The organism is Staphylococcus lutrae (genome assembly GCF_002101335.1).
In the GTDB taxonomy this organism is placed as follows: domain Bacteria; phylum Bacillota; class Bacilli; order Staphylococcales; family Staphylococcaceae; genus Staphylococcus; species Staphylococcus lutrae.
In genome coordinates, this window is record NZ_CP020773.1 from 782,975 (window position 1) to 795,157 (window position 12,183).

Genomic DNA, 12,183 nt, shown 5'->3' on the forward strand with positions numbered 1-12,183 from the left:
ACTATTATTTTTATTAAATATACAAAAACTTAATTATACTATAAAATTTACGTACACCCATTGACTATGAAGGTGCACATTGTAACGTCTGACCGACAAATATGACCACCTTTCGTTAATATAAAAGCCGAGTCCTTGCGGCTCTCGGCTTTTATATTAAAGGCGTGTATACATACGTCGCGCCTCAATCCATTCTATTTTATATTGTTAGCGTATCATCAACCGATACATCATCATTTAAACCGACCATCGCTTCTGTAATATTACGTGAGTGATAGCCAATACGTTCTAACACAGAAATCATATCAACGTACAAGAGTCCTCCATCCGTTGAACATGTGCCATGATTCAAACGCTTAATGTGTCCTTTTCGCAACTTATGTTCAATATTAAAGGCTTCCCGACTCCGTTCAACTACTTCATCTTTTTTTGTCGTATCATACACATCTAAAGTATCCATCGCTTTACTAAATGATTCACCAACGAAGCGATACAATTTTTCTATCCCTTTTTGTGCATCGACTGTTAATGTCGTCTGTTTCGACTTTTGAACATCCATTTGATCGATATACGTCTCAATCAATTCCGACACTTTCAATATCGATCGATTCACATCAAACATCACAGACAGTCGTTCCACATCTTTTTTACTGATTGACTTCGTTGATATGCGCACAAGATAGTGACGTATCGATTCACTAATCGTTTCGACCGCTTGATGCTTTTGTTGTACCGTCATCATCGTTTTTTTATCTTGTTTTGACAGACCTTTGACGTCATCGAGCATGGATTGGACAATTTGCCCAATATTTTGTAATTCTTTTTGCGTTTCTTGCAAAGCCACACCAGGCGCGAGATAAACTAAATCTTTGTTTAAGTGTTGTGGTTTGTAATCTTCTGTCACATCTTTCCCCGGTACAATTCTCGTAACGAGCCAAGCTAAGACACCGACAAACGGCAATTGTATGAGCGTATTCGTGACATTAAATACCCCGTGTGCAAAAGCAATCGTCATGGCAGGTTTCAAATGCCATGCTGCTTGCAACACGCCCATCAAATGCGTCACAACGGGTAAGAGTAAAGCAAAAATAATGACCCCTACAACATTAAAAATCACATGTACGAAAGCCGCACGTTTTGCCGCTAAAGAGCCTGCTAAACTTGCTAAAACTGCGGTGATTGTCGTTCCAACATTATCCCCTAAGAGCACGGGAATCGCACCCGTTAAGTCTACAAGGTTTTGACTGTAAAATTCTTGTAAAATTCCAATTGTTGCACTTGAACTTTGTACAAGCGCCGTCAACCCTATTCCTGCCAGAATACCGTATACAGGATGAGACGACATATCCAACATCAGTTGCTTAAAACCATCTAAATCCGCAAGAGGTTTTACTGCACCTCCCATAAATTCTAAACCAAAAAACAACGAACCAAATCCGAACAAGATACGTCCAATGTGATTCATTTTCGAACGCTTGAAAAAGAAAATCATGAATGCGCCTAAAGCCAATATCGGCATCGCATATTCACCTAAATCAATGCCTATAATAAATGCCGTGACTGTCGTCCCAATGTTCGCCCCCATAATGACACCAATGGCTTGCTTTAACGTCATAAAACCGGCAGTCACTAAACCAATGGTAATGACAGTCGTTCCAGAACTACTTTGAATCAGTATCGTCACAATCATCCCGGCTAGAACCCCTAATGCAGGATGCGATGTGAATTTATTTAAAATGTTACGCAATCGGTCTCCAGCTGATGCTTGGAGTCCATCTCCCATTATTTTTAAACCGTAAAGGAAAATACCTAGGCCACCTAAAAACGAAAAGATGACTTCAGTTATCGACATTCCCATTTTTTCACCTCAATATAAAATTTGTAAACATGGAGTTGTGAAGTCGGTCATACTTCAACATCCTAGCCATACGAATAACCATGTATGATTCATTTAGATTATGCCTTATCATTGTAAATTTAATGTTAAGATTTCATGAATTTTAATTTAATATGACAGAATTTTCAAATATATTCATTAAAGATAAATCGATTATTATATATTTTAATCCAGTTATGTAATATGATGGAGTTAAGATAAAAATGAGTCGCATTGTACAATAGGCTTCTCTCGGCTGCAACGCGAGTCTTGCTAATATGATATTAAAAGCATGAAACGCCTCGTATATCATCAATTTTCAGAACAGGCCCTCGCTCAAACATCTGTTATCTCGATGTTGATGAACGAATCATTTTAGAGATAAGAAGTGTTTTGACAATGAAAGACCCATGACAGATTCACATTTCTTTACTATAATGTAAAAGAGTTTTCAGAAAAGGAAGTTTAACATGTCTCAAAATAATGATTACGAATTGTTTCTTTTTTATTATGCCTATCAAACATTTACAAAGACTGCTGATGAAATCATTGCTGAATACGACATGAGCCGTCAACATCATCGTTTTCTTTTTTTCATTAATAAATTACCTGGCATTACAACAAAAAAATTACTCGAAAATCTGGAAATTTCAAAACAAGGTTCTCATGCGACATTAAAATTACTCAAAGCAAAAGGATTGATTTATGATGAACCTGATTTAACAGACCGTCGTTTGAAGCGGCTTTTTCCAACAAAAGAAGGCAAAGCTTTGATTGGCAAGTTAAATCAAGCACAAAGTGAAATGTTTAATCGAATAAAGACCCAATACGGTGATAACTGGTATGCCATTATGGAAGGTTTTGCCGCTTATCGTCAAGGGTATCAAGACATTAAACATTTGAAACATGACATTGAAGAAGGTGATTAGCCGTGATTAAAGCGTACCAAAATGATGCAGAGCTCCATATCATTGAAACAACAGATTGGCAAGGTGCACAGTGGCTTAACGTTGTCAAACCGACACATGAAGAGATTCAACAGCTGATTGATTTATACGGATTTCCTAAGGACTATTTAGAAGATGCTCTAGATAGTGAAGAAAGTTCACGTATTGAATACGATGATGATAGTGGCTACTCATTAATTATTAGTGACTTACCCATCACTAAATCTGGACAGTATAAATTAAAAAGTTTTACGACGCTCCCATTAGGGATCATTATAGGGAAAGACATTATTGTGACAGTCTGTGCAAAACCATTCCCTTATTTTCATCATTTATTACAAAAACCAGTGAATTTGAAATATAAAAGTCAGTTCGCATTGAAACTCATGTATGATATGGCTGCTCAGTTTAATCGCAGTTTACGATTACTCAATAAGGAACGCCGGCTAGTGGAATATAATTTACAACATCGGGTGACGAATCAACGTCTCTATTTATTGAGCGAAATTGAAAAGAGTCTCGTCTACTTTCTAGCCTCTTTAAAAACAAACTCGTCAACAATCCGTCATTTGTTCCGTTTACCTGCCATTAAACGTTTTGACGAAGATGAGGAGTTGTTGGAAGACTTAATCAATGAACACCAACAAGCTGTGGAATCGACGGAACTTTATTTACGTATTGTCGAAAGTATGTCGAATTCTTACGCATCGTTACTTTCAAATCAATTGAACACAACGATGAAGACGTTAACCATTTTCACTGTGTTATTAACGCTCCCTACCCTCGTCTTTAGTTTCTTCGGTATGAACGTTCCTTTACCTATTGATACAAGCAGTGCATTATCTTGGTTAATTACGATTCTGATTTCTATCATACTCGTCATCATCATGTTCACATTTCTTTGGCGCAGTGACAAGCTTTGACGATAAACGATTTAACCCCGATCGTGTAGGGATTCATACGCCTCTAAAAGTTAGAATTCAAAACGCAACTTTTAGGGGCGGTATTGATTCACACGAAACACATACACACCCGATACGAATCCCCCATCTCCTAAAACAATGGATGCGCGCGATTAAACATTGCATTTTCTGCCATGCGCTAACTTCTTGTCTCCCCCTCTAAATTTTTACTACATTTTTTCACTTGAATATGTCTTTTCTTTAAACACGATTGTTTCCAATGCATATAAAGCGCGCATTAATATGTCTTTATTTTTCCACTTTAAGTCTTTCTTTTTACAATACGCTCAACATTATTGTCGACACACATTCAAAAACTTTATAATGATGTATATTTATTAAATCATTTCAAAAGTTTTGAAAAATATTGAATTTGAAAGAGGATCATTATGCGAGGCATCACTATTGAATTAATGAAACAACATTCATCTACTTCTTATCGTTTATTCAACCGTGTAGAGTTATTCGTTTCATTTGAAGGCGTCCTGACTCTCGTATTGAACGGTAAAGTTACTCACTTTTATCACCAAGTTGCGATTGTTAATCCAAACGACATCGTTAAAGTAAAAGCTGCACAAGCCGTTGCGAAAATTTCAATTCCATTGCACTATTTTTCTAAATATGAACCTCAATACTTACAAGGCTATTTCAACTATCACAAATTATCATCCCACAACAAAATCAAAACACAAATCAAACAAATCATCGCTGAAACCAATACGAAAAAACATTATGACCTGTTCACAGTTATCATAAAAACACTTCTATCCGAATGTTTTATCCTAACGGGTACAACTTATGTGCCACGTATTCAAGTCAAAAGTATTTTATTCAATAACATCATGGACTATGTACACGAAAAGCCTTATGCTCGCGTCTCACTCCAAGAACTCAGTGAACATTTTTTTGTTTCAGAGTCTTATATTTCGACATTGTTCAATAAATTTTTGGACTATAATTTTAAAAAATATTTCGTCTCGCTCAAAATAGGGCTTTCTATTTACCAACTGCTTACCACAAATGAGTCGATTAACCAGATTGCTTTGCACTATCAATTTAGCAGTTACAACCATTATTCCAAACAATTCAAACGTTTTATCGGCATCAGTCCGATTTCATTTCGAAAACAAATTCAACAATATGACACGTCTGTCACCATCGAACCCTTTGATCATCAATATTTTGAAGGTCATTTAACTTACTCAAAAGATAAACCTAACACGCAAAAATTTATTAGCATTTACTTCAATCAGATTCGAAAAACACAAGAAATTCCAGCCAAAACGGTATTTCTCGAAGTGGAAAAGATGGATGAAATCAGCCAAATTTTTGCTCGTGAACAAGCACATCATGTACAACCTATAAAAAATCATATGCTTTATTTTAATTCTGCTTCAAATCAACCTATTGTATTTGAACGTATGGAGGAAATTGAACTTTTAAGTGAATTAATTAATAAACATCACTATCAAGTGGCCTATCATCTCACTTCCATGCCATGTTATGAAACGTTTAAAACACACTTTTTTTATCCGTTATTAGATGTCATAGAACAGTCTATGGCACATCCTGCATCGTTCAAACTCAATCTCGTATTAGAGGATGCGACATTATCAGAACAAGACTTGCAATTCATCATGCATGAAATGAAAACACTGTATGCGCCATGCCAATTCACATTGAATGTACCCGTCCTGTTTCCAAAAAAAGCGTTATCGAAGTATAAATCCAGAAGGGCTCACAATATAAAATATGACTATTATATGATGGATATGCTCGAAATTTATCATTCTCAGCCAATGCCCCTTGCGAAAGGCTATGCTGGAAGTCCATTTCATCAACAATTCAATCAATGGATAGAAAGTGTGGCATGGGAAAATCAGCCTATCTTATTATCGGGTCTCATCGATTGGATGACAACGCAACCCCATCATATATTACACACGGATCAATTTTTAGACATTGTGTTAAAAATGCATCCAGCGATCAAAGGGTTCACCCTCCCATTCATTGGCAAAAACTCTGAAGCATTAGGCTATTATACTGCATTGGGGCATCAAACCGCATTACAGCACGTATACCATTTAATGCGACCGTTCAACAATGCGACTTGTGCCATTGGAACGCATTACATTATGCACGAATCGCCAACCGCTTACGACATCTTGTTATTCCATCCGTTACAATATGAAAATCACCCTACGTCGCTAACTTATGCTTTATATGGAACACTCGAGTTACAGCAACATTTTGTTGTCGCATATACGTATCACCCTCAATATAGTAATATCGATCAAATATTAAATAAAAAAATACAAGATTACTATTTGCCTGCGCACTATCAAGCAAAGATCCATTCAACCAATCAACTACTCTTTAGCATGCAGCTTCACCATTTTGGTCAATCACGTTATCTCACAACATTGCTTGCAGGTGAAATCCGATTCATTCATATTAGTAAAACCCCTTCGCATCCTCAATCGGATATCTTAAAAAAATAAAGGTTAAGGTGAGGCAAACAACGGCCTCATCTTAACCTTTACACAATGCTTATATTCGTTCGACATAACGATAGGATACAAAAAGAGGGTGCTTATCCATCATCAAATCTTATCGCATTTCGCTCACGGTTGAATCTTAAGTCACGCCCTAAAAAGTAGACGGGTTTGTTGCAACTGTGTTAGGGGTCGTTTAGAGAGCCTGAGAGGATATCAACACTCAAACACCACACACGATGTCACACCAAAGATGTTTATGAATCACTGATTTCTTTTTTCTCCCCAAACGCAATATCGTATTCAGGATGATTGATGTGATATCGGACATATAATTGTATCGCACGTTTCACCGATTCAATGAATGTATGATCTGCTGTAGGCATACTATGAAAATAAGCTAAAATTTTTTCTGGTTGATAGAGTGACTTTGGATAGCCTGTATCATTTTTAATAAATGCGGCTAAATCACCTAAAGGCGTTTCATCGCCTAAAAAATCCAACATAAAATCATAAAAACACATTGCTTCACCTCTATTTTTATGAGCTTTCTCTATAATAACATTTAAAAACTAATTTTAAAATATATATCTTTTAAAATGTAATTGTATAAATCAGCAAAATAAAATGAGGTCACGAAAAAGACACATTTTAATTAAAGTAATCCTTTCTGAAAATAAAACAATTCGCTACAATAGAGGATAGACAATACGCGTTTGTGCATGTCACATACTGAAGGTTGTGGTATGGATTAAATGTACCATGCTTCTCCACTTGTCAGCAGATTAGTAGAATAAAGGAGCCCTATAAATGAAAGAAAAACAAACGATTGGTATCGTATTAATTGTTGCAATGCTATTTTTGACGGTGGGTGTTATCGCTGCGATGATGCTTTCAGGTCAAAAAGAAATATATTATGGCTATATGAAAAGTGATACCGTAGCTGAAAAAGTTGTGCGTGAATCTGATAAAACAGTCACTGAAAATGTAACCATTCCAACTGATGCGCATTTCAAACCTCAAAAAGGGGATTTTGTAAAACTCGTTACAAAGAAGCATCATCCGAATCAATTTATTAAAAAAGAGATTGTCTCTCATGACAGTATTCCGCATGGGTTAATGATGAAAATTCATGAGATGCATCAACATATGCATTAAAAAATTTAAAGGTGTCGCCATAGCAACTGACAATGGCGACACCTTTTTTTGAATCACAAAGCCTGCGTTCAATCCTTCTCGTGACACATGACGATCAATAGGCCATCATTCGATAGCGGATTTGACAACTTCTCCTATATCATCCTTCGTCACTTACTTTTTACTACAGAAAGGACGACGACCATTAATATAATGAGCAAAACCCCCACTAATTGCCATCCACCGAACGTCACATGCAACCAAAACACTGAAGCCACAAGCGCCATCAATGGTTCAATCGTCCCAAGCAAGCCCGCTTCGTGCGGAAATAAATAATGTAAACTATCAATATAAAACCAGAATGCGAGCATCGTTCCAAATATAATCGCAAACCAGAAATACAAGTGGGTTTCTAATGTCCATGTCGATAGTGCCACTTCCCAAGGCGGATGGAAGAAGCTGAGTGCAATGCCTCCGATGAGCATCGCCCAACCTACGACATTTAATGATCCCCAACGTGCTAATAATTTCACTGGATAAATCGTATAAAAAGCCAACGCTACAGCAGAGAGTAATCCCCATATGATGGCTGCTCGTGGGACTTGTAAGTTTTGTAGATGACCATTTGTCAGTAATAAGTAAGTCCCTGATAATGCTAAAATGACGGCCACAACCTCTTTGATGCCCACTTTTGTTACTTTTGTTATCACTAAATAAAAAATGATGACGATTGGACCGAGGTATTGTAGCAATGTAGCGACTGCAGCATTGCCGTGATGAATCGAGGACATAAATGTATATTGAACGGCTAACATTCCCAAAATACCATAAATGATAATTTGAATTCTGGCATGCTTATCCCACCATATGACAAACACTTTGGGACCTTGTGTCAACAGCGCAATGATAATTAACATGCTCCCTGAAATCATCAATCGTACTGCAACAAACCATGTGACTTCAACATTTGCATGTTGAAACAGCCATTGTGACACTGTTCCACCTATGCCCCAAAACGAAGCACCGATAATGACAAGTAAATAACCTAGCCACCGTTTTTGATGTTGTTGCGTCATAGGTCGTCTCTCCTTTTCCAAATAGATTAGTTTTTAATCTAACATGAGACGCCGCGACTGGCAATAAAGTATGTGCGTAGACTTAAAAAACAATCATGCAGACCCTTTACCAAATGATTTGTTCCACTGTCTCATCATCCAATGAACGAACGACTTCAGTCACTAATTTAACGGCCGCTTGATAATCTTTCTGATGAAGTACGGAGACATTAGAATGCATATAACGAAGTGGGATAGCAATCGAAATAGAAGGTACACCATCTAAAGCCGTATGTATACTCCCCGCATCCGTTCCACCGCCTGGAATGACATCCCATTGAATCGCAATATCATGTGCTTTCGCTATGTTCTTCATGTGACGAATTAAGCCGACATGACCAATATGTGTCGCATCTAAATTCAATACAATCGGACCATTTCCTAGTTGGGCAGTCCCTTCGTTTTCTAACCCCGGCGTATCATAGGCGATTCCGACGTCTACCGCAATCGCTAAATCGGGTTTGATTTTATGTGCCGCAACTTTAGCCCCACGTAATCCTACTTCTTCTTGGACATTCGCCCCCGCAACGAGATGCACTTGAAGCGCTTCATTTTGAAGTTCATCCATCACATCCACCGCTAATGCACAACCAAAGCGATTGTCAAATGCTTTTGCTGTCATGTAGTTATCATTTAACAGCGTTTCAAATTCAGAATAAGGCGTAATCATATTCCCCGCTTCGATTCCGGCTGCTTCAACTTCAGCTTTATCCCTTGCACCGACGTCAATAAACATCGTTTTAATATCTACTGTTTTTTGACGCGCTTCAGCACTTAAAAGATGCGGTGGTTTTGACCCAATAATGCCTCGGATTTGTCGACCTTCAGCTGTTGTAATCGTTACTTTTTGTGATAACATCACTTGATTCCACCAACTTCCTACAGGTGTAAACCGAATAAATCCCTTCTCATCGATTTTTGTCACCATGAATCCCACTTCATCAAGATGACCTGAAATCATAATCGTTCGTTTACCCGTACGAGATAGTTTTTTGCCAAAAACGCCCCCTAAATTGTCATAGATCATTTCATCACTCGCCGGCTCTAATAAATCCTTCATCACCTTTTTAACATTGTATTCGTGTCCAGCAATGCCATGAAGATCCGTCAGTCGTTGCAGTAATTGTTTTGTCTCTTTCATGTTATACAACTTCCTTTCTCACACTATATTGTCATTATCATATCAAAAATCATGCAATACTATTGACTTTATGCTTTACGTTCATAACGAACGCCTTGTTTCAAATGGTGCAACGCTAGGCTTCCCATAACATCCACATTGATTTGTCCATTTTGAAAGCATTATAATAAAAGTATCAATTTGAGATCATATTAATCCAAAGGCGGTGTAATTTATGGAACCATTACGCGATAAACTATTTGCACTTTTAAATGACAGAGAAGAAAAAATGATTGAAATTCGACGGCATTTGCATCAACATCCTGAACTCTCATTTAAAGAAGCTGAGACATCAGCCTATTTACAATCATTTTATAAAGACAAAGATGTCAAACTTCATCTCAATTTGAATGGTCAACACGGTTTTGTTGTCGAAATTCAAGGTAACGGGCCGGGTAAAACGATCGCATTACGTGCTGATTTCGATGCATTGCCCATTCGAGAAGAAGCCGCTGTCGACTTCCGTTCTGACAACGATGGTGTGATGCATGCTTGTGGACATGACGCACACTCTGCCTATCTTGTCATGCTCGCCGACGCTCTGATTGAATTAAAAAACGAGTGGTCAGGAACGATTAAAATCGTCCATCAACATGCAGAAGAAGTGCCTCCTGGTGGTGCATTAGACATCCTACAGTCCGGTGTTTTAGATGATGTTGATGAAATTTATGGGATTCATTTATTCCCTAGCATAGATACAGGCATCATTGAAGTTCTTGCCGGTGCTGCATTTGCTGGACGTAGTAACTTTGACATCAGCATTCAAGGACTTGGCGGACATGCGGCAATGCCTCAACATACGAAAGATGCACTCGTCGCAGGGGCTCACCTTGTGACAACATTGCAAACGGTTGTATCTCGACGAACTGATCCAAGTGAATCGTTAGTCATTACTGTCGGAGCATTTGAAGCACCTGGAGGTTATAATGTTATTCAAGATCATGTCACTTTGAAAGGCACTATACGTTATCTCAACTCAGATTTAAAATCTTTTGCCAAACAAGAAATCCAACGTATTGCGAACGGGATTGCAGCAACGTTTGATGTTGAAGTTGACGTCAAAGTTGTCGACGACTATCCAACATTATATAACGATACGCAAACGACAGAAGCTGTCAAAGCGGCCTTATCCAATTCTGAAGGCCAATATTTCACCACTTTACAAGAAGGTAAAAAAATGATGGGCTCTGAAGACTTCGCACATTACCTCACACGTATTCCAGGCACTTTCTTCATTGTTGGCAGCCGCCCCGACGGTATGAAAACACCTTATTTTAATCATCATCCAAAGTTTGTCATTAATGAAAAAAGCTTGCTCATCTCAGCCAAATCATTAGGCGAAGTTGTACTCCATCGTCTAACAAACTAATATTTTTTGAGGAGGAATTGTCATGTCAAACAAGTTAGCACTTATTGGCTTAGGCCATGTAGGAAGCCAAATTTTAACAGACATCCAATACACAGGGCGCTTTCAAGACATCCTGTTAATTGATACTGACTTGAATCGCGCAGAAGGAGAAGCACTGGATCATACGCATTTTCAAGGGTTAGGCGGCTCACACCGTACCCGTATCAAAGTGGGAACATACGATATGCTGAGTGATGTGGACCTCATTATTATTTCTGCAAGTATTCCGTCTGATGCAACGATGGGAGACCGTACAAAACTCACTACGGGCAATGCAAAAATCATCCAGGACATTATGTCACAAATTACAGCCGTCACAACTTCACCTCATATTATGATGATTTCTAACCCTGTAGATACGATGACTTACTTAGCGGAAACGCACCATGCCTATCCTCATCAAAAATTGATTGGAACAGGGACGATGTTAGAGTCTTCACGTTTTCGTACATTAATTGCCGATCATTATCAGGTGGACCCAAAAAGTGTAGAAGCTTTTGTGATTGGTGAACATGGTAAAACGACTGTACCCGTATGGAGTCGTGTACGCATCGCAGGCATGTCATTAGAAGAATATGAGGCGTTCAGCGGCCTGCCATCTATTTCAAAACAACACATTCGCGATCAAATTGATCAAGTTTCATTCGATGTCATGCATAAAAAAGGTTGGACAAATTCTGCGATTTCCCGTGTTGCAGTAGATTTAGCAGAAGCCATTTTCTATGATGAAAACCGTATTTTACCTGTCACAACAGTGCATAAGCAAGTATACGATTATCAAAACGTTGCGTTTAGCTTACCAACAAGAGTCAATCGCGAGGGACATCATGAAATCTTTGCCCTTGCGCTAGATGAAGAAGAAAAAGTCGCACTCGATCATTCTGTTGCATATATTAAAGAAGCGATTGAAGCGGCAAAAGCTGCAATACAATAAGCGTCAGTCATGAACGGTGTTGTTGATTGACCTGCAAAATTCATGCGTTACGCTGAAAAATGTCCATGACACGCGTCTCGGTTTTAAACATAATCAAAAATTGGAAAAGTGACATGCAAACCCCTACGC

10 protein-coding genes are annotated in these 12,183 nt (G+C 38.2%); 6 read left to right on the plus strand and 4 right to left on the minus strand.

The genetic code is table 11. The features are described from left to right. Positions 1-199 precede the first annotated feature (199 nt). Positions 200-1,852 (minus strand): Na/Pi cotransporter family protein, encoded by a 1,653-nt coding sequence (locus B5P37_RS03965; protein ID WP_103322032.1) that lies wholly within the window; start codon positions 1,850-1,852, stop codon positions 200-202. A 494-nt stretch (positions 1,853-2,346) separates the two neighbouring features. Here B5P37_RS03965 and B5P37_RS03970 point away from each other — a divergent pair, with 494 nt between their 5' ends. From B5P37_RS03970 to B5P37_RS03980, 3 genes are all read left to right on the plus strand, one after another. After that, the gene (locus tag B5P37_RS03970) at positions 2,347-2,805 is read left to right on the plus strand and encodes a MarR family winged helix-turn-helix transcriptional regulator (protein ID WP_085237005.1); all 459 of its coding nucleotides are present in this window, start codon (positions 2,347-2,349) and stop codon (positions 2,803-2,805) included. A gap of 2 nt (positions 2,806-2,807) precedes the next feature. Continuing rightward, positions 2,808-3,746, plus strand: a complete 939-nt coding sequence (locus B5P37_RS03975) for a magnesium transporter CorA family protein (protein ID WP_085237006.1) — start codon at positions 2,808-2,810, stop codon at positions 3,744-3,746. A gap of 428 nt (positions 3,747-4,174) precedes the next feature. Continuing rightward, on the plus strand, positions 4,175-6,286 hold the full coding sequence (locus tag B5P37_RS03980; RefSeq protein WP_085237007.1) for a helix-turn-helix domain-containing protein: 2,112 nt from the start codon (positions 4,175-4,177) through the stop codon (positions 6,284-6,286). A 251-nt stretch (positions 6,287-6,537) separates the two neighbouring features. On the opposite strand, the gene B5P37_RS03985 is transcribed toward B5P37_RS03980, so the two are convergent. Further along, entirely contained in the window at positions 6,538-6,804 is a 267-nt protein-coding gene (locus tag B5P37_RS03985) for a YozE family protein (RefSeq protein WP_085237008.1), read from the minus strand. A 286-nt stretch (positions 6,805-7,090) separates the two neighbouring features. On the opposite strand from B5P37_RS03985, the gene B5P37_RS03990 reads away from it, so the two are divergent. Further along, complete coding sequence (locus B5P37_RS03990) at positions 7,091-7,438, plus strand: DUF4889 domain-containing protein (protein WP_085237009.1); 348 nt, start codon at positions 7,091-7,093, stop codon at positions 7,436-7,438. A gap of 149 nt (positions 7,439-7,587) precedes the next feature. Here B5P37_RS03990 and B5P37_RS03995 read toward each other — a convergent pair whose 3' ends face one another. Together B5P37_RS03995 and B5P37_RS04000 are read right to left on the minus strand one after the other, a co-directional pair. Then, positions 7,588-8,493 (minus strand): EamA family transporter, encoded by a 906-nt coding sequence (locus tag B5P37_RS03995; protein WP_085237010.1) that lies wholly within the window; start codon positions 8,491-8,493, stop codon positions 7,588-7,590. A gap of 106 nt (positions 8,494-8,599) precedes the next feature. Further along, positions 8,600-9,673 carry a M42 family metallopeptidase gene (locus tag B5P37_RS04000; protein ID WP_085237011.1) on the minus strand — a complete coding sequence of 358 codons (1,074 nt, stop codon included), beginning with the start codon at positions 9,671-9,673 and terminating at the stop codon, positions 8,600-8,602. A gap of 214 nt (positions 9,674-9,887) precedes the next feature. Here B5P37_RS04000 and B5P37_RS04005 point away from each other — a divergent pair, with 214 nt between their 5' ends. Together B5P37_RS04005 and B5P37_RS04010 are read left to right on the plus strand one after the other, a co-directional pair. After that, a complete protein-coding gene (locus B5P37_RS04005; protein ID WP_085237012.1) occupies positions 9,888-11,081 on the plus strand; it encodes an amidohydrolase in 1,194 nt (397 codons plus the stop codon). Positions 11,082-11,103: 22 nt separating this feature from the next. Beyond that, positions 11,104-12,054, plus strand: a complete 951-nt coding sequence (locus tag B5P37_RS04010) for a lactate/malate family dehydrogenase (RefSeq protein ID WP_085237013.1) — start codon at positions 11,104-11,106, stop codon at positions 12,052-12,054. Positions 12,055-12,183 lie beyond the last annotated feature (129 nt).

What these genes read in the sequence shown, in the direction of transcription:
- B5P37_RS03965 (WP_103322032.1), bottom strand. Translation starts at nt 1,852, where the DNA reads ATGTCGATAACTGAAGTCATCTTTTCGTTTTTAGGTGGCCTAGGTATT.
- B5P37_RS03970 (WP_085237005.1), top strand. Translation starts at nt 2,347, where the DNA reads ATGTCTCAAAATAATGATTACGAATTGTTTCTTTTTTATTATGCCTAT.
- B5P37_RS03980 (WP_085237007.1), top strand. Translation starts at nt 4,175, where the DNA reads ATGCGAGGCATCACTATTGAATTAATGAAACAACATTCATCTACTTCT.
- B5P37_RS03985 (WP_085237008.1), bottom strand. Translation starts at nt 6,804, where the DNA reads ATGTGTTTTTATGATTTTATGTTGGATTTTTTAGGCGATGAAACGCCT.
- B5P37_RS03990 (WP_085237009.1), top strand. Translation starts at nt 7,091, where the DNA reads ATGAAAGAAAAACAAACGATTGGTATCGTATTAATTGTTGCAATGCTA.
- B5P37_RS03995 (WP_085237010.1), bottom strand. Translation starts at nt 8,493, where the DNA reads ATGACGCAACAACATCAAAAACGGTGGCTAGGTTATTTACTTGTCATT.
- B5P37_RS04000 (WP_085237011.1), bottom strand. Translation starts at nt 9,673, where the DNA reads ATGAAAGAGACAAAACAATTACTGCAACGACTGACGGATCTTCATGGC.
- B5P37_RS04005 (WP_085237012.1), top strand. Translation starts at nt 9,888, where the DNA reads ATGGAACCATTACGCGATAAACTATTTGCACTTTTAAATGACAGAGAA.
- B5P37_RS04010 (WP_085237013.1), top strand. Translation starts at nt 11,104, where the DNA reads ATGTCAAACAAGTTAGCACTTATTGGCTTAGGCCATGTAGGAAGCCAA.